The sequence below is a fragment of the Paenibacillus sp. BSR1-1 genome (genome assembly GCF_030403775.1).
GTDB lineage: Bacteria > Bacillota > Bacilli > Bacillales > Cytobacillaceae > Neobacillus.
Genome location: NZ_JAQMWQ010000022.1, coordinates 54,460 through 73,628, shown reverse-complemented (window position 1 = coordinate 73,628; position 19,169 = coordinate 54,460). Strand labels below are relative to the sequence as shown.

Genomic DNA, 19,169 nt, shown 5'->3' with positions numbered 1-19,169 from the left:
TTGCTCTTATTGAACAATCGCAACCCTACTTCACAATCTTTTTTTACACCTCAATCCCTTAAATGTGTTGTCCATGCAAAAAGACGCCTTCTTATTAAAGAAAAGCGCCCGATTGTTAAAATTCATTGCTGTATCAATTGATCATGATCAACTGCTTGTGGAGGTTCCTCCATCCAGCCGTGTTTAATCATAATATTGGCTCCATCTTCGACATACAGTGCGACTTCTGGAATTATTGATATATATTTAAGTCCTAAATCTTTTCTTGGACTTGCTGCTAATGCCATTCCATAATATCCAATTCCTGTTGCAACCATAGTTGTAACATGAAACATCATTAGTTTATCTGAAAAAACACTTGCGGTTGTATCTAAAACAGTCGAACCTGAACTTATAGGTGCAGGCAGATCCTCTTTGGTTAAAAAATGGCTAAATGTATCTACATATTTTTGGGCAAGTTCTTTCCCTCTTAAAAAATACTGTTTTACATCTTCGTTTTGAGCAGTCTGGCCAAAGCCCGTTACTATTTCTTTACCGATAGCATTTATTAGAGTGTTTAAGTATAAATGAGTGATTTCCAGTGAATTAATAGACCTCTTTTTCCCAAAAAAACCAGTTAAATAAGTTTGTTTTTCTATAAAATCGACCTTATCAGGAATAGGTATATAAGGAGGTTTTACATAAACCCCTTGTTTTAGCATTAAATCACGTGTTCTGTCCCGCAATTCAACCCCTTTATTCAATATACGTTTATGAAAAGTAACAACATCTGGACGTGTCGCAACTGTTAGTCCTGCACTGCCGGCTGTCATTGCAGATACAGCCATTTGACTTAAATAATTTAAGAAAAAAGTATCTGTAAAAAGTCTTGGGGCTTTTGTATTGACATCTTCTTCCGTAAATCCAATAGGTATCGGGAAATTCTCTTTTTGAAACAGTTCCTGCATGATGGAAACATTCTCTTTTGCTGTATCGAGTGTCCATTTAATAATAGGACGTATTTCTTCATCTTCTACTTTTTCTAAGAAATAGCTATTCACACAAACAGCTAATGTATCGCCTATGTATTGAGTCCATAAACCAGACATTTCCGCAGAAGTTAAATTGATATTTGTTTTCTCTTCCACTAAAGCAACCTCCTATTATATACGTCATAGAATAATATCCCCAGAATAGGAAAAAGTATGAATGAACTACCTATACAATACGTCGAATAAAAAAGAGTCTTAGCTAATTACTAGCTAAGACTCTTTTTGTTTATCACTCTTACACCGCTTCATGTAATACATAAGGAACAAGATGTTCAACATTACTTAACATCGTGTATTTTAAATGATGTGGATCTATGATGAGAAAACCAAATGGACGGTTCTCTTGCTTCAAAAAAAGCCGCGAGAACTGTCCCCGTGGTCTCCCCGTCTCATCCTAACCTTCGTCTCCATCAGTAAAGCATGGAAGAATTTTTTGATGTCAATTCGGGTGGATGCGGTTTGGTTTTTCCCTTCGAGTTCGAGCATTTTCATTCGTACTTGGGTATAGTCAAACAATTTGGATGAATAGTACTCAAAGGTAGGGTTGGCAAAATCGGTTAAACCCAGTGAGGCAAGATGCTCGAGAACCTGTTGGAGGGTTCGGCGAATCCTTTGTTCCACAGCTTTACCTTCTTTTCTTACTGCCTCAGGTGTAATGGATGAACCGAGCCGCTTTTTGGCCGCCTGCTCATATAGCTCTTTTAAAGGCGGAATGTCCCGATTTCCTTCCGTGTCCCATTCGTGCAAGATTGGTAAAAGTTCTAAAAGATCCTTTTCCCCGCTCTTACCTACGATTCCAAGTTCAAGAAGGATACTTTTAGCAGCGGAAATAAACGAAGGTTGTTTTTCCTGACGAGTGTTATCAAAAGAAAGATTGTTTCTATTGGGTTTCGTTAAAAAGCTTAATGATTCTTGAATGTTATGAAGTGATTTTTCCAACACCAAGTATTCACTTACTTTCTTAATGACACTTACCACCTCAAGCCGGTTAATCGGCTTTGTAATATAATGGTCGACACCCAAGGAATACGCTTCGCTAATCATATCCTTTGTTTCGACTTGAGAGATCATAATGATTTTTCCATGAAAGGAGGGCGCGATTTCTCTCACCGTCTCAATCCCGTCCCTGACGGGCATGAGCAGATCAATCATGAGGATATCGACATCCAGCATGGCGAGGTGATCAGCATCCACGTCATCCCCGTCCGCTGCCTCCCCGACCACAGAGCCCAATCCTTCTTCTTCAATAATATTAGAGAGCATCCCTCTGATAGTGGCAGTATCATCGATTATAAAAAAATTCACGGTAATCACTCCTTTTTTATTAAATTTTCAACTGGAATTAGAATTTCAAAGGTTGTACCCTTTTCTTTTGAAGACTCAATCAGGTGAATTTTACCGTCGAGATTTTCGATGACATTTTTTGTGTAGGATAAACCGATTCCATTTGAAGCAATTCCGGCTTGATCATATTTCGTTGTAAAGCCTGGTTCAAAAATATACACTTTGTTTTTTTCAGAAATCCCTCTTCCATTATCCTTTATCGTTATTTTGACGAGGTCTTGAATCCTTTCAACTGTTACCACAATCTCCCCCGCCTGATGGATGGCTTCTACAGCATTGGCGAGAAGATTATTGATTAGGGAAAGGAGGATAAAGGTATGGTACTTGGGATGTTCATTGTGAATTATCACCTGAAAATCAATCGTTTTCTCTAGCAACTCACTATAATTATTATTTGAGATGGTTGCAACAGAAATGATTTCCCGAATGTTCATAAAGTCATCTAGCTTTTCTTTGGCCATTAATTTGGACAAACCGGCATATATGCGTTGATTATCTTTTTTAATTTCATGTAATTCCCCTGCGATTTTCAGCATCTCCTGCGCTTGATTTGGAATGTTTAGAGCTTTTAAATCACGATAAATGGAGTAGCAGGCGCTGGTTAACTTCTCCGCATTTTTCGCTGATTTTTCCAATTGAAACATTTCTACATATAAATTTGAGACTAATAGTAAAACCTCTTCGGTCCGCTTCCGTTGCTGCTCTTCAGCCAGCCTTGTTTCACGTACTAAGATCGTATTGAAAAAACCGAGCACAAAGAAACTGCGGATGATCGCAACCCCCACAATAATGAAGAAGCTCGAGTTTGTCATTTTCATATCGGTTGTAAAATGACGAATGGTCATTTCAGTAAAATTACCCATGATTTCAAGCACCATTCCAAGCAGACCAATGAGCAGCGGCCGGTGATACAATTTTTTCACTTTAAAAATATGAAAAAACAGGCCGTACACCATGTAATAAAAAAACACGGGAAAATGGTTAGGGAAATGGAATGAGCCAACTTCAACCTTGTCCAGAATGATCCGAAAACAAACAACGGCACTTCCTGTTAAAAAGCCGGCCAAAACAGGATGGATCTTACGTGACCATAACAATATAAAGAAGAAAACAGTTGTACTCATGCTGAATCTTAAATCAGCACCGCTTATTGGGTAATACTTTAATTCGCCGGTAATGGGCACAGCAATGATCATAAATAAATACGCTAATAATTTATCGCGAATACCATTATCCCCCATCTATAGTTGAAAAATTTTGTTAATTATAAAAATTATTTATTCAACTTTGTAGTTTTTTGTAGTTTATCGTAGGTTGTACGTTAATGTTAATAGTGAAATCGTTTGCATAATACTTTCTACTATAATAGTATCAAAAAACTTATCGATGGGAGAGAAGCGAATGAAAAAAATTAGTTTAGCATGGCAAATTTTTATTGGTTTAGTCCTTGGTATTACAGTGGGAGCCATTTTTTATGGCAATCCACATATAGAGCAATTTTTACAGCCGATTGGAACCATCTTTTTACGATTAATTAAAATGATCGTGGTTCCGATTGTCATTTCCTGCCTTGTTGTGGGTGTAGCCGGTACTGGCGATATGAAATCGTTAGGAAAGCTCGGCGGTAAAACACTTCTTTATTTTGAAATCATTACAACAATTGCGATTGTTGTTGGTTTGTTAGTAGCGAATGTTTTCCACCCAGGTTCAGGTGTGGATCGTTCACAACTTGTTAAATCAGATATCAGTTCCTATGTTACAACGGAAAAAGCAACGGAGTCCCACTCTCATATTGATACTTTTGTAAATATCGTACCGACCAATGTGGTTCAGGCTTTTGCAAATGGAGATATGCTGGCGATTATTTTCTTCTCCGTTATGTTTGGTATTGGTGTTGCAGCAATTGGTGAAAAAGGCAAACCGATTATTGAGTTTTTTAGAGGCACCGCAGATGCCATGTTCTATGTAACCAATCAGATTATGAAGCTTGCTCCATTAGGGGTGTTTGCTTTAATCGGTGTTACGGTTTCAAAATTCGGTTTAGAATCACTTATTCCGCTTGGCAAACTAGTCTTTACCGTTTATGGTGCGATGGCCTTCTTTACGATCGTGGTTCTAGGTATTGTGGCGAAAATCGCAGGCTATAACATTTTCAAATTATTAGCTTATTTGAAAGACGAATTAATTCTCGGCTATTCGACCGCGAGTTCGGAAACCGTTCTTCCTAAAATTATGGAAAAAATGGAGCGGATCGGCTGTCCAAAAGGGATTACATCTTTTGTCATCCCGACTGGTTATTCCTTTAATCTTGATGGCTCTACATTGTATCAAGCGATTGCCGCGTTGTTTATTGCTCAAATGTATGGCATTCATATGAGCATAGGCGCCCAGATCACATTAGTTCTTATTTTAATGATTACCTCTAAAGGGATTGCAGGTGTTCCAGGTGTTTCGATTGTCGTTCTGCTTTCAACGTTAGGAAGTGTTGGTGTTCCTGTAGAGGGCTTGGCGTTTATTCTAGGCGTAGACAGGCTGCTAGACATGGCACGTACATGTGTAAACATTGTTGGTAACTCACTTGCTGCCATTGTTATTTCTAGGTGGGAAGGTTATAAACTCAAAGACCACGACAAAGTACAACACGAAAAACAAGTCGCATAAGACTATTCAAAAAGGCACAACCAGCTGGTTGTGCCTTTTTGTGTTTAAGGCCAAAGAATCGTCCCCCTGATTACGCTGATTCCTCTTTCCAAAACTCCGCGCCACTAGAACCATCCCCCTGGTCTTCGTCAACGGCGGTCGTGGCTTGATGGATAAACATCTCTATTTCAATTTGGTAATTTTCTAATTGATCATTGCTCCAATTTAGTTCATTCGCCATTAATTCTGAAACTTTCTGCTTCCATTGGTTGACCCAATCCATATTAAACAGCAACGCACCGGTTCTTCGAATAAAAAAGTCACTAGGTGTTACGGTCATTTCTTCATGGATGGCATACATGACTTGAGCGTAAACATCCAATGGCAGACCGAAGGTTAAGGCAGACTCATTATATTTATCTACTAACGCGAATAATCTATCAACATTGGAACCGTAAAGCTTAGCAAGTTTTTGAGATTGTTTATTTGTAAGTCCAAATTTTACTCCTTCTTTTGTCTTATCTTCAATGAAAGCAGACAAATTCTTCGAACCACCAACATCTCCACCAGAAATAGGCAAATATTTGGTTTGGCATTTTCCAAAATCGCCAACACCCTCTCGAATGAACTGTTGGTTTAATAAATCAACGACCATCTCAGCCATTTTTCGATAGCCCGTTAATTTCCCTCCGGCGATCGTGATTAAGCCAGACTCGGATTCCCATATTTCATCCTTACGAGAAATTTCTGATGCGGATTTCCCGGATTCATGGATAAGTGGTCTTAACCCCGACCAGCTGGATTCAATATCTTTTTCTGTTATCCTTACTCCTGGAAACATAAAGTTAATCGCCTTGATTACATACTCTTTATCCGCTTTCGTTAAGCGCGGATTGGCCATATCCTCCTTGTAAACCGTATCTGTCGTGCCAACATAGGTTTTGCCATCTCTAGGAATGGCAAATACCATTCGCTTGTCGGGTGTATCAAAGTAAATTGCTTGTTTAAGCGGGAAAACACTTTGGTCAAAGACAAGGTGAATTCCTTTTGTTAATTGAAGATGCTTTCCTTTTTTCGACTGATCCATCTCCCGAACAGAATCAACCCAAGGGCCCGCTGCATTGACTACCTTTTTCGCGAATATTTTATAGGCTTTGTTGGTCAACTGATCCACCACTTCTGCCCCCACCACTTTTCCATTATCGTACAGTAACTTTCCCACTTTTGCGTAGTTTACGGCTAGCGCCCCTTTATCGACGGCTTGTTTAATGACTTCGATTGTCAACCTTGCGTCATCCGTACGGTATTCCACATAATAGCCGCCGCCTTTTAGTCCCTCTTTTCTTAACAGCGGTTCACGTTTCTGTGTTTCAGATGCACTAAGCATACTGCGGCGTTCACTTTTTTTAACATCTGCTAAAAAATCGTACACCTTCAAGCCAATGGAAGTGGAGAACTTGCCGAACGTCCCACCCTCTTGAATGGGTAACAGCATCCACTCAGGCGTCGTGACGTGAGGGCCATTTTCATAGACAACCGCACGCTCTTTCCCCACTTCCGCTACCATTTTCACTTCGAATTGTTTTAAATAGCGCAGGCCGCCATGAACCAGTTTCGTGGACCGGCTTGAGGTACCTGCTGCGAAATCCTGCATTTCAACAAGACCCACTTTCATCCCTCGTGTGGTGGCATCAAGGGCAATGCCACTGCCAGTAATTCCTCCACCTATCACTAAAATATCAAGATTTTCTTTTGACATTGTTGATAGTTGTTCCGATCTTTTTTTACTAGAAAAAGTCCCCATTTCAATCGCTCCTATTTTGAAATTTTTCCCATATAAATAAAAACAAAAAGAGACCAAAACAAACCTATACAAGTGTATTCTTGTATACGCTGTTTGGTCTCTCCTAATCTCCAACCAATATATTAACTTAATTAAAATATACCATATTCTTACTGATGATGCAAAAATTTTTATTTGAATGCCATGGCCGCTTTTACTGCCTTTTGCCAGCCTTCATATAGGGCATTTCGTTGGTTTTCATTCATTTCAGCTTCAAAGGTTCGATCAATTTGCCATTGCGTTGCAATTTCCTCTTTGCTGCTCCAGTAGCCGACTGCTAAACCAGCCAAATACGCTGCACCCAAGGCTGTCGTCTCGTTCACAACCGGCCTTTCCACAGGCACATTTAAGAGATCACTTTGGAATTGCGTTAAGAAATTATTCTTCACCGCTCCCCCATCTACCCTTAGTGCTTTAAGGGAAATGCCGGAATCCTTTTCCATCGCTGCTAACACATCTTTTGTCTGGTATGCCAGTGACTCCAATGTGGCCCGAATGAAATGTTCTTTGGACGTCCCTCTCGTTAAACCAAAGACTGCTCCCCTTACGTCGCTGTCCCAATACGGCGTGCCTAGTCCAACAAAGGCTGGAACAACATAAACCCCTTCTGTTGATTGAACCTTGCTCGCATAACTTTCTGTATCTGCTGCCTCTTTAATCATCCGCATTCCGTCTCGCAGCCATTGAATCGCAGAGCCTGCGACAAAAATACTTCCCTCTAAAGCATAAGTGACTTTACCATCCAACCCCCAGGCGATGGTTGTCAGCAGGGATTGATCAGACTTAATGCCGCTTTCACCCGTATTCATCAGCATAAAACAGCCGGTCCCGTACGTATTTTTAGCCATTCCTTCTTCGAAACACGCCTGGCCGAATAGCGCCGCTTGCTGATCACCAGCTGCTCCGGCAATTGGTACTTCTTTTCCAAAAAAGTGATAATCAATAGTGTTAGCATATATTTCTGAGGAGGGCTTTACTTCTGGAAGCATCGATTCAGGAATGCCCAAAGCTTCCAGCATCTCCTTATCCCATTTTAATTCATGTATATTGTAAAGCAGTGTACGTGACGCATTCGAATAGTCTGTCACATGCGCTTTCCCGCCAGATAATTTCCAAATTAGCCAAGTGTCAATCGTTCCGAATAAAAGTTCTCCTCGTTCCGCCTTTTCCCGAGCACCTTCAACATGATCGAGGATCCATTTTATTTTCGTTCCTGAAAAATAAGCATCGATAAGCAAGCCTGTTTTTTGACGAATTTTCTCTTCAAGGCCAGCTTGTTTTAGCTCCTCACAAATGGAAGCTGTTTGTCTTGATTGCCAAACAATGGCATGGTAAACGGGATTTCCTGTCTGTTTATCCCAAACAACCGTTGTTTCGCGTTGGTTGGCAATCCCAATCCCCGCAATTTGTCCCGCGCTAATGCCGGATTCCGATAAACAAGAAGCAATAACGGATAAGATACTTCCCCAAATCTCATTCGCATCGTGCTCGACCCAGCCAGGTTTTGGAAAATACTGAGTGAATTCCTTTTGGGCTGAATACACGACTTCTCCTTTTTTATTAAAAATAATCGCCCGTGAACTAGTGGTTCCTTGATCAAGTGATAAAATATATTTTTCCATTCGAAATCCCCCGGATTATTTTTCTGAATAGTAATCCCAAAGGTCCACTTTAGAAGTCGTCACAGCAATGGCCCCCGCTTCAATCGCCTCGTTGACATCATGGACCGTCCGGATTAATCCGCCAGCGAACACAGGGATACCTGTCATCTCTTTGATTTCTCGAATCATTCTTGGAATAACCCCTGGCAATACCTCGATAAAGTCTGGCTGTACTTTCTTGATGACTTCACACGTTTTTTCGACTGCATTGGAATCAAGCAAGAATAATCGTTGAATCGCATAGATCCCTTTTTGTTTCGCTTTAGTGATAACGGCCGCTCGAGTAGAAATTAATCCAGCCGGTTTTACTAACTGACATAAAAAATCAGCTGCATGTTCGTCATTCTTTAATCCTTGGATTAAGTCAACGTGAATAAACAGCTTTTTGTTTACCCGATTTGCGGCTTTAACAAAACTTGGGATTTGGGCAATCTGAGAATCTAACACAACCCCATATTCGTACGTACTCTCCAAAAACCGCTCAAGCCCTTTTCCATTTTTTATCGATGGTAATATTGTTTGATGTTGGAAGGTCATAAAATACCTCTTTTCTTATTATCATATCGCTTTGTATGACTAATTAAGGAAAAATATATAATGAGACATTATGCCCGATTATATTTTTCTCTGAGAAAAGAGATACTTCTATCAATATATGGTTCCTTGGTTTCTTCTAGTAATATATTGATAAACGGTTTTTTCTCTTTTATAAATTTGAACACTGGATCGTAATTCAGCATTCCTTCTCCAACGGTTGTTGTCTTTATACTATTATCTTCTATTATAAAATCCTTGGCGTGTAGGATCACGATTCGGTCTCCAAATAGTTCAAATGCTTCTGCGATCACAGCTTCTTGGTTTTGATAGTTCTCGATCGTTAAATAATTTACTGGATCAAAGATAACTTGAAGATTGTTAGAATTGATACTCTCGAGGAGTCTTTTCATCACTCCAGGAGAATATACAGGGTGATTAATTCCACCCTCTATCCCAACTATTACTCCGAATTTCTCTGCCTCTTCCACAAGCTCCCGAACACTTTTTACCACTTCAAGAAACGGTTCTTCTTTAAAATTCTCTTTTGTATAGACAATTTCTGCGTTAACATTTCCCGTTTCGGTTCCAACAATACTACATCCAATATCTCTGGAATAGCGAAGATGCTCCTTGAATCGGTCCAAAGCTTTTCTTCTTTCATTCAAATCTGGATGGATCATATTGATGTAACATCCTAAAACGGCAATTTGAATATCTTCCTGGCGGAACGCTTTTCCGATATGATAGGCCATTCCAGGGCTAAGGCTCCCTAAGCCGGTGTTTATATCGGGAAAAGATTTGTTTAACGCTAACTGAACGGAAGTAAGCCCTTTAGAAGAGATCTCTCTAACTAATTCCTCTAATGGCAAGTTTTCAATATCATGTGCCCTTATACCAATATTCATGATTCAACCACCTCGAATTTGCTAATGATAAAAAAAGTAAGCCGTATCGTGTAGGGCTTACTTTTTCAAATTTATCTTGCCAGCCACCCGCCATCTACAACAAGCGTATGTCCATTCATATAATCAGACGCTTTGCTTGCTAAGAAAACGACGGCACCCATTAAATCGGCAGGTGAAGCCCACCTTGCTGCCGGAATACGTGATAGAATTTCTGCATTTCGTTTTTCATCTTCACGGATAGGAGCCGTATTTTTCGTTGCAACATATCCTGGCGCAATCGCATTTGTTTGAATTCCATATTCAGCTAATTCATTGGCAAATGACTTGGTCAGACCTGCAACGGCATGTTTACTTGCCGTATAGGGAGGGACAAATTTTCCGCCTTGGAAAGACAGCATCGATGCGATATTAATAATTTTCCCACTCTTTTGTTCCATCATCACTTTTGCAGCTTCTTGGCTTAGAAAATAAACAGCATTTAGATTAAGGTCCATCACCGCATCCCAATCCTCTTGTTGATACTCTAGAAGCGGTGCACGGCGAATGGTGCCTGCATTGTTTACAAGAATATCAATTCTACCGAATGCCTTTAGACACCCAGATACGACTTCCTTAATGATTTCTCTATTCGCTAAATCGGCCTGGAAAAATTCTACCCGGCTACCCTCTTTTTCAATAAGTTCCTTCGTTTCATCCCAATTAGTTCCATGGGTGACAACAAATAGATCGGCACCTGCCTTAGCAAGCGCTACCGCATAGGCTTGACCAAGTCCGGTGTTACCACCTGTTACAATCGCAACCTGACCAGCTAATGAGAAAAAATCCAATGTGAATTCGTTCAATTGAATTGTCATATTTAAACCCCCTTCATGTTAAAACTAAATCTACTACCTTAGTTGTTCCATTTTGACATGGTCCATGTCATCATAGGTAATGTTTTCTCCGCACATACCCCAAATAAAGGTATAGTTACTAGTAGCGGTCCCTGTATGTATCGACCAGCTGGGTGAAATTGCAGCTTGTTCGTTTTTCATGACTAAGTGTCTTGTCTCATCCGGTTTCCCCATGAAATGAAAGACGCGAGTATCTGGCTCCATATCAAAGTATAAATAGACTTCCATCCGCCGCTCATGAGTATGACAAGGCATGGTATTCCAAACACTTCCTGGAGATAGCATAGTAAGTCCCATTTGAAGCTGACAGCTTTCACATACATTTGGGTGGACATATTGATAGATTTTCCGTTCATTTAAGGTTCCCGGAGCTCCAGCCTCTAAGGGTTTAATTTCATTAATATCGATCTTTACTGTTGGATAGGTATGATGGGCTGGTGTTGAATTAATATAGAATTTCGCAGGATTCTTTGGATCCTTTGATCGGAATAATACTTCCTTCGTTCCCCTGCCGACATACAGACCATCACGAAGTTGCATGTTATATTCCTCGCCATCCAAAATGACAAGACCGTCTCCGCCAATATTAATAATTCCCAGCTCACGGCGTTCAAGGAAGTAACTGACTCCTAATTCTTTATCAAGCTTAATGGTCAATTCTTCTTCTGCCGGTGTTACTCCACCAAAAATCATGCGATCGGCATGGGTGTATGTTAAATGTACTTTTCCTGGTTCAAAAATGGTTTCAACTAAAAAATTTCCTCTCAATTCATCCGTATTAAATCTTTTAATTTCTTCTGGGTGGTTTGCATAACGCGTTTCCATTTCCATGATCCATGTCCTCCTATAAAGCTTCTATTTTTAACGAACAATTTTACCAGGTTCAGTTTCAGCAAATGCTATAATTTCGTCCTTAGAAAAGGTATTGCAATCCCCATACACTGTATGCTTCAAGACAGACGCTGCCGTAGCAAATGAAATTGCCTGTTGCGGCGGCATTTCTTCGATAATCCCGTATAAAATCCCAGACGCAAAAGCATCCCCGCCGCCCACGCGATCAACAATATCATCAATAGGATAGTATTTTGACTGATACAACGTCCCATTTAAAAATAAATTCCCTTGCAAGGTATTGTACGAGGCAGAAAGAACGTTTCGGAAAGTCGAATATAAGTATTTGATATTCGGATACATTTCTACTATTTTTTCATAGTAATACGTAAGCTGCTGCTCTTTATTTAATGTAGTATCTGCTTTTTGTATGTTTAAGAGATAAAGAGCATCTAATTCCCCGCATGAACAGATATCAACATAGGGCAGAAGCGGGGTAATCGCTTCCGCTGCCTCTTTTTGGCTCCATAGCTTTGAACGATAATTAAAGTCAAAACTTGTTGTGACACCTAGCTCTTTCGCTTTTTTCAATGCCAGCAAAGTCACTTCTTTTAACGAATTAGATAACGCAGGTGTTATTCCTGAAACGTGAAAGAGGTCTGCTCCTTGAAAAATTTCAGTAAAGCTAACCTCATCGACGCTAAGCTGAGAAAAGCTTGAATGCTTCCGGTCGTAAGTGACTTGCGCACCTCTGGCACCCGCCCCTACTTCCAAGTAATAGGTGCCTAAGCGCTCTCCGCCCTTCAACAAGTAGTCAGTATGAACACCAAATGACCGTAAATGTCTTTCCGCCGCCAACCCAAGCGGATTATTCGGCACTTTACTAACAAAGGAAGCTTCATATCCAAAATTGGCCAGTCCAATGGCAACATTGGCTTCTGCACCGCCATAATGCATTGAAAGCTGATTAGATTGAAAAAGTCGTTCTCCATGATTGGTAGATAACCGAAGCAGGATTTCTCCTAAGGTGACTATCTTTTTCATAGGTTATTCCTTCTCGCTTCTTTGACTTTTTCTACATACTGAACGGCAAAATCAGTGATTTTTTCATAGTCTCCCGTTTTAGCAGGTGCAATTAAATTACCGCCAACGCCAACGGCTGCACAACCATTTTGAATCCACTGATGGACATTTTCGAGGCTGACTCCCCCTGTCGGCATCAAATTAACTTGTGGAAGCGGCGCTTTAACCGCTTTTACAAACTCCGGTCCAAAGGCGTTTCCAGGAAACAGCTTGATAATATCTGCACCAGCTTCTAGGGCACACTTCATTTCTGTAATGGTCATACATCCAGGCATATAGGGAATTTGATATAAATTACACAATTTGGCTGTTTCTCCGTCAAAGCAAGGACTTACAACGAACTGAGCGCCTGCCAAAATAGCAATCCTTGCCGTAGTTGCATCAAGAACTGTTCCTGCTCCAATAACAACATCACTATTTCGATACAAGTCAGCCAATTCTTTAATAACCTCTTCAGCACCTTCGACCGTAAAGGTTACCTCAATCCCAAAAATTCCACCCTTTACACAGGCTTCTGATATCTTAATCGCTTCCTCCTTAGAGTCAGCTCTTACAACCGCTACCACTCCACAATCAGTTATCCTGGAAAGAACATTTAATTTGTTCATCGCTGCCTCCAGTTGTCATTATTCGAACCGTCTTGTTGTATTTTCACACGAACCGGAAGTACTGAATTTATTGCTTCCCCATTAACATAAAGGTTCCGTTTTTCCGTTTTTGGCAAATAGATACTAACAGAATCATAAGGAAGTTGATAATTCCCTTCCATAGTTATCTGGATTTCTACACTTTCTTTAGTAGTCTTCATATCTACTAATAGGAATGAAGACTCACCTTTTGTATAGTTTAATGAAATCCCGTCATCTTCATAGAAACGTTCGCTTATATGCTCTTCCCTTAAGGAAGGATATAGACGTATTCCTCTTGCATCCTCCGATTTATTTTTAAACGTGATTTCCCCATCACGAATCGGGAAAGCGGAACCCGCCTGTGCAAAAAGCGGAATGACGTTCAGTGGTGCATTTACGATAATAGTTTGACCACCTTGATACCATTGATCAGAATTCATATCATACCAGCCCTTATCATTTTCTGGCAGATACACACTTCGTTGAGTGGCTCCTTTTTCTACTACACTACAAACCAATAAATTCTCACCGACCATAAAGTCATCATTCTCTTCAAAGGTTTTTGAATCATGTTCAAAATAATAAAAAGTAGGAGTAAGGATTGGTTTATATTCTTGACTGGCTTTATGAAGCAAATGGTAAAAATAAGGGATCCACTTCACACGTTCCTTCATAAAGCTACGTATGATCTCGATCTGTTCCGGATACATCCAGGGAACATTGACGGATTGATCCTCATTCCACGAATGAATGGTGAATCTCGGATGGAAAATGCCATTTTGAATCCACCTGATAAATAATTCTGGTTCTGGTGCTAAACCGCTAAATCCGCCAACATCATGTCCAAAATTATATACACCTGACAAACTCATGCTTAACCCCATCTTGATATTAAATCGCAGTGTTTTCCATTCCGTTAAATTATCTCCTGACCATGTTTGCACATAACGCTGCATGCCAGGCATGCCTGATCTTGAGATTAAATATGGTCTACTATTAGGAGCAAATTCTTTTTGAGCTTCATAAGACGACTTGAGCATTAACAAAGTTTGAATCGGTTTAATATCCTCGACAGGAATGCTCTTGCCAAAACCATTAGCACATGCCTGTTTATTCCAGATTTCAAATTCATTATTATCATTCCAGGTGGAGTCAATTCCAAAGGATAAGAGCTGCTCCTTGACATTTCCCTTCCACCATTGGATAGTCTCCGGATTCGTAAAATCAAGATAGGATCCATCATCATCCCAAAATTGGACTAATTCAGGATCTTGATTATTATCCGCTTTTATAAACATTCCCTTTTCAGCCAGTTCAGGGTATTGCGGATGGTCCTGAAGTAAGCATGGTTTAATATTGGCACAAACATGTAACCCATTCTCATGGAAATGATGGTTCATGGCATGCGGGTCAGGTATTTTATCGTAATTCCAATTAAATACATACCTCTTTCCGCCAATAGTGGTATATCCAGAGGACAACTGAAAGGAATCACAAGGAATATCATATTCCACACAAGAATCAACAAATTTCTTTAATTGTTCTTGTGCATCTGGCGCATCCGTATAAGTCATCGTTGACCCTGAATAACCAAGACTCCATTTTGGAGGGAAAATCGTCTTGCCCGTAAGTTTTGAATATTTTTCAACAACGTTATGAATATGAGGGCCCAAAATGAAATAATAGTCCAAGTCGCCTTTTTCTGCGTAATAATACCTGTAAAAGCCATGATAATTGTCAAGCTCCGCACCTAAATCAAAAATAGAGTCGGAGTAATTATCATAAAACAGTCCATAAGATAGCTTCGTTTTTTGATTATGGGTCAAATAAAAAGGTATATGCTTATAAAGCGGATCGGTAAACTCGGCATCATAACCCATGGCGTCAATGGTCTTCATGATATAACGCTTTCTAGTCTTATTTAGTGTTCCGCTTTTCTCACCTAAACCATAAAAATTATCATCCTTGTATCGCTCAAGATAATGATAGACCCCGTCTCCAAGCTTGTTGTTATAGTTATAACTCTGTGTTTTTCGGTCATTCGCTATTAAAATTTCTTCGCCGTTTATTTTTGCATACCAAGAGATCTTAAAGCCGTCTAATTGAATGACCGCTTTTAAAAGATGTGTTTCAATGATTACTTGCTCACTGCCAACTTGTTTTTGGAACGCTGGTAATGAGAATGGAGTTAAATCAAAACGGTCTCTTCCTTCAAAAGGAATATCTTCCGCATCCGGGGCTATTGCCCAAGTCGTCGATAGAGCTGGTTCAAAATCAGACGACATAAATACTCTGCATAAATCTTCTTCTAAAACCATAAAAATGATTTTCTTATCATTGCATTCAAAGAAAAGTTGATTATTTTCTTCCTTTATAAAGTCAAACTTCCAAGCCAAGCTCATGATTTTCACCTTTTCGCTATTTTTTTAAGGCTCTTTTCGTAAACTTTGTTGCTCTTGGAACTAATTAAGAGTCATTTACAAAGTTTCAAAGTTTCCAGGCAATATTCGCAAATGTTCTTACGAAAAGATGCCACGAAGAATCTTGTTATACAGGTTGATGAACTTATACGTAAAACAACAATCTTTGCGAAAATAACCTTTTTAAAACAGAGATAAACCGCTTGGATTATCTCTGTTAAACTTGATCAATCTATTAATCTTTCATACCAGAAGTAGCCATTCCCTGAATAAACTGCTTTTGGAATATTAAAAACACAATTAAAACTGGGATCATGGTTACGACGGACATCGCCAATAGGCTTCCCCAGTCGACATTAAATTCACCGATGAAATTGGATAAGGCTAATTGGACGGTATATTTCGTTGGATCACTAATAACAATCAACGGCCAAATAAAGTCGTCCCATCTCCACATGAAGGAAAAGATGGCGAGGACAGAAATAATCGGTTTGGCAATCGGAACAATCAGTTTCCAAAAAATCTTCCACTCGCCAGCGCCATCTATTCTAGCCGCTTCAATCAACTCATCAGGTACGGTCAATAAATACTGTCTTATTAGGAATACCCCAGTCGGTGTTGCTGCTGGAGGAATAATAATTCCCCAAAGAGAATTGTACAGACCTAGTTTGCTTATGACCGAAAAAATAGGGGTCATAATAACTTCGAGAGGGATCATTAAGGTTGAGATAAATCCGATTAACAACCAGGTATCCCCTTTAAAACGATACTTGGCAAGCGCATAGCCTGCCATCGTATTAATGATTAACGTTAGGACTGTAGCGGTTACCGTCACAAACGTACTATTGAGAAAATAGGTGCCGAAGTTCCCTTTCTCAAAGGCTGCAATAAAGTTTTCAAAGGTTGGATTGTCCGGAATAAATTTTGGAGGCCAACTATATAATTCGGTAGAATCTTTTATGGAAGAAAGGACTACCCATATGACTGGAAAAATGAAGATACAAACAAGAACAGACAATGCTAAATAGATGAGGATATTAGATTTCTTTTTCAATCGATTGTACCTCCTTTTGTCCATTTAAATTGAATAACCGTAAAGATGGCAATCACCACAAACAGAACAACGGACATCGCACTTGCGTAACCCAATTCCCCTTTTTTGAAACCAAATTCATAAATATATTGAACAAGGTAGGTGGTTTGCTTTGCCGGTCCTCCACCAGTCAAGGCCAAGACGAGCGGATATTGCTTAAAGGATTCAATCAAGAGCAAGATTAACACTAAAAAACTAGTTGGTTTTAATAATGGTAAGGTGATGCTCCTAAACATTCTAAACTTTGAAGCTCCATCCATTTGGGCGGCTTCATAATAGGAGGTAGGGATACTTTGTAACCCAGCCATAAAAATCACCATAAAGAACCCTATTCTTGCCCAAATCGTTCCAACAACAACCGTCATGTTGGCAAATACCGGGTCGGATAACCACTTTATTGGTTTGAAGCCTAATGACTCGATCAAATAATTCAAGACACCGAAGCTATCCCCAAAAATCCATTTCCAGGTCACACCAACAATAATCGCTGAAATCATCGTTGGCCAATAAAATATGGCACGAAAGAAGCCTTTTGCTTTAATTTCCTTGATCAACAACATAGCAATTCCAAGGGAACATATAAATATGAGCGGCACTACCGCAAAAGCATATTTAAATGTATTAGCGAATATTTTCCAATACTCAGAGCTCTGAAACACTTCTTTGTAGTTTTCAATTCCAACGAAGTTCATTTCCGATAATCCATCATAGTCTGTGAAAGAATAATAGAGTCCCACGATGGCAGGAACGACAATGAATGTAAAAAAGATGACGAAATTTGGAAGTACAAAAAAATAGGGAACAATTTGCCGCTTCAGTTTATCTGATCGAAAGGAGGATTTTTTGGCAGTTTTTATCGCCGCATGTTCTTTGATTATTGGTTCCACCATATTCACCTGCCTAAATTATTTATTTAGCTTTTTAATAGTAGTGACCACCCCAAATCTGGGGCAGTCACCAGTGGACTATTATTTAGAATCTGCAATAGCTTCCTTAAGTTTCTCGGCAACTTTGTCCATGGCTTCTTTTGAAGATACCCCGCCGCTAAGAACTTCTACTACTGCATCTCTTATATCAGTAGTAACCTTAGAGATGACCACTTGATTGCCCCAGTCATTTGCTGCAACCTCTGGTGTATTTTCTAATTCATTAGAGAACACTTTAAACATATCTTTACCAAACGCATAATCCAATTCGTTATTATCTTTTCTAGCACTTAGGAATAGTGAGTTTTGGTTGAATTTGGCATTAACCTCTTTTGATGCTAAGTATTTAATAAATGCTGCTGTCTCTTTTTCTACTCCTGTTTTTTGGAAGCCCATGATGTATTTACCGCCTGGTACAGAAGAACGAATTTCTCCTTTTGGAAGGTATGTTACACCCCACTCAAAGTTGTTAATATCTTTGTAGTTACTTAACATCCAGTTTCCAGCTAAGTGAGCAGCTGCTGTTCCAGAACGGAATAAGTTATTAGGATTTTCCCCACCCAACCAAACAGACTCAGGAATGATTCCATCTTTATGAAGCTTTTTAAAATAGTCTAATGCGGCAACACCATTTTTATTATTAATCGCTGGTGCAGAACCATCCTTTGTAAAAATACTTCCGCCAAATTCATAAAGTAAAGTAGAATATCGATGTGGAGTGAAATCTACTAATAATCCGTATTTTGCTCCGCCTTTTTCCTTTACTTGCTTAATTGCGTTTTCAAATTCATCCCATGTCCAAACATCATCTGGTGATTGTGGAACTTCTACTCCTGCTTTTTTAAACAATGTTTTGTTATAAATGATGCCGTTTGCCGTAACATCCATCGGTGTCGCAATAATTTTATCTTTCTTCACATAGTAAGGTTTAATAGAAGGAAGGAATTGAGAGGTGAATTTATCGACTCCTCCAACATATGGTTTAAGGTCCATCGCCTGTTCGGCAAAGATTCCGGTATCAGTGACACGTGCTAACGCAGGTGGTTTTCCTCCAGCGATCATCGTTTTTAATTTTGTTGTGTAATCTTGGTAGGCCACTTCGATTAACTTAACTTCTACGTTTTTATTTTTTGCTTGATAATCTTTAATGATGTCTCTCATGACATCGCCTTCTACCCCATCAGTAAACCAGAGAAAGTCCAATGTAACCTTTTTACCGTCTGATTTGCTGGTACCACTTGATTTTGAGCTATCAGAACAGGCTGCAACACCAATTAATAAAACAGCTGCAAGCAATGACATCGTAAGCATTCTTAGCATTTTTTTCATATAA

16 protein-coding genes are annotated in these 19,169 nt (G+C 39.5%); 1 reads left to right on the top strand and 15 read right to left on the bottom strand.

All coding sequences use genetic code 11. The features are described from left to right. Positions 1–122 precede the first annotated feature (122 nt). The 3 genes from PH210_RS23355 to PH210_RS23345 form a co-directional block, all read right to left on the bottom strand. Positions 123–1,127 carry a DUF3231 family protein gene (locus PH210_RS23355; RefSeq protein WP_289988782.1) on the bottom strand — a complete coding sequence of 335 codons (1,005 nt, stop codon included), beginning with the start codon at positions 1,125–1,127 and terminating at the stop codon, positions 123–125. Between the two features lie 252 nt (positions 1,128–1,379). Beyond that, the gene (locus tag PH210_RS23350; RefSeq protein ID WP_289988781.1) at positions 1,380–2,336 is read right to left on the bottom strand and encodes a response regulator; all 957 of its coding nucleotides are present in this window, start codon (positions 2,334–2,336) and stop codon (positions 1,380–1,382) included. A 5-nt stretch (positions 2,337–2,341) separates the two neighbouring features. Continuing rightward, positions 2,342–3,571, bottom strand: coding sequence for a sensor histidine kinase (locus PH210_RS23345; RefSeq protein WP_289988780.1), 1,230 nt, complete (start codon positions 3,569–3,571; stop codon positions 2,342–2,344). Between the two features lie 205 nt (positions 3,572–3,776). On the opposite strand from PH210_RS23345, the gene PH210_RS23340 reads away from it, so the two are divergent. Next, positions 3,777–5,036 carry a cation:dicarboxylate symporter family transporter gene (locus PH210_RS23340; RefSeq protein WP_289988779.1) on the top strand — a complete coding sequence of 420 codons (1,260 nt, stop codon included), beginning with the start codon at positions 3,777–3,779 and terminating at the stop codon, positions 5,034–5,036. Positions 5,037–5,106: 70 nt separating this feature from the next. On the opposite strand, the gene PH210_RS23335 is transcribed toward PH210_RS23340, so the two are convergent. From PH210_RS23335 to PH210_RS23280, 12 genes are all read right to left on the bottom strand, one after another. Next, the gene (locus tag PH210_RS23335; protein WP_289988777.1) at positions 5,107–6,819 is read right to left on the bottom strand and encodes a glycerol-3-phosphate dehydrogenase/oxidase; all 1,713 of its coding nucleotides are present in this window, start codon (positions 6,817–6,819) and stop codon (positions 5,107–5,109) included. Positions 6,820–6,989: 170 nt separating this feature from the next. Further along, positions 6,990–8,480, bottom strand: a complete 1,491-nt coding sequence (gene glpK, locus PH210_RS23330; protein ID WP_289988776.1) for a glycerol kinase GlpK — start codon at positions 8,478–8,480, stop codon at positions 6,990–6,992. Between the two features lie 15 nt (positions 8,481–8,495). Then, positions 8,496–9,056 carry a glycerol-3-phosphate responsive antiterminator gene (locus PH210_RS23325; protein ID WP_289988775.1) on the bottom strand — a complete coding sequence of 187 codons (561 nt, stop codon included), beginning with the start codon at positions 9,054–9,056 and terminating at the stop codon, positions 8,496–8,498. Positions 9,057–9,124: 68 nt separating this feature from the next. Next, positions 9,125–9,961, bottom strand: coding sequence for a sugar phosphate isomerase/epimerase family protein (locus PH210_RS23320; protein ID WP_289988774.1), 837 nt, complete (start codon positions 9,959–9,961; stop codon positions 9,125–9,127). Positions 9,962–10,032: 71 nt separating this feature from the next. Beyond that, positions 10,033–10,815 carry a 2-dehydro-3-deoxy-D-gluconate 5-dehydrogenase KduD gene (gene kduD / locus PH210_RS23315; protein ID WP_289988773.1) on the bottom strand — a complete coding sequence of 261 codons (783 nt, stop codon included), beginning with the start codon at positions 10,813–10,815 and terminating at the stop codon, positions 10,033–10,035. Between the two features lie 33 nt (positions 10,816–10,848). Beyond that, entirely contained in the window at positions 10,849–11,679 is an 831-nt protein-coding gene (gene kduI / locus PH210_RS23310; RefSeq protein ID WP_289988806.1) for a 5-dehydro-4-deoxy-D-glucuronate isomerase, read from the bottom strand. 36 nt (positions 11,680–11,715) lie between these two features. Next, positions 11,716–12,729 carry a sugar kinase gene (locus PH210_RS23305; RefSeq protein ID WP_289988772.1) on the bottom strand — a complete coding sequence of 338 codons (1,014 nt, stop codon included), beginning with the start codon at positions 12,727–12,729 and terminating at the stop codon, positions 11,716–11,718. Beyond that, entirely contained in the window at positions 12,726–13,376 is a 651-nt protein-coding gene (locus tag PH210_RS23300) for a bifunctional 4-hydroxy-2-oxoglutarate aldolase/2-dehydro-3-deoxy-phosphogluconate aldolase (RefSeq protein WP_289988771.1), read from the bottom strand. The genes PH210_RS23305 and PH210_RS23300 overlap by 4 nt, the downstream gene beginning before the upstream one ends. Further along, on the bottom strand, positions 13,373–15,799 hold the full coding sequence (locus tag PH210_RS23295) for a glycoside hydrolase family 31 protein (RefSeq protein ID WP_289988770.1): 2,427 nt from the start codon (positions 15,797–15,799) through the stop codon (positions 13,373–13,375). Before PH210_RS23295 ends, PH210_RS23300 begins: the two co-directional genes overlap by 4 nt. 253 nt (positions 15,800–16,052) lie before the next feature. Continuing rightward, on the bottom strand, positions 16,053–16,871 hold the full coding sequence (locus tag PH210_RS23290) for a carbohydrate ABC transporter permease (protein WP_483312141.1): 819 nt from the start codon (positions 16,869–16,871) through the stop codon (positions 16,053–16,055). Next, positions 16,868–17,800 (bottom strand): carbohydrate ABC transporter permease, encoded by a 933-nt coding sequence (locus tag PH210_RS23285; protein WP_289988768.1) that lies wholly within the window; start codon positions 17,798–17,800, stop codon positions 16,868–16,870. The genes PH210_RS23290 and PH210_RS23285 overlap by 4 nt, the downstream gene beginning before the upstream one ends. A 78-nt stretch (positions 17,801–17,878) precedes the next feature. Then, entirely contained in the window at positions 17,879–19,165 is a 1,287-nt protein-coding gene (locus PH210_RS23280) for an ABC transporter substrate-binding protein (RefSeq protein ID WP_289988766.1), read from the bottom strand. Positions 19,166–19,169: the final 4 nt, after the last annotated feature.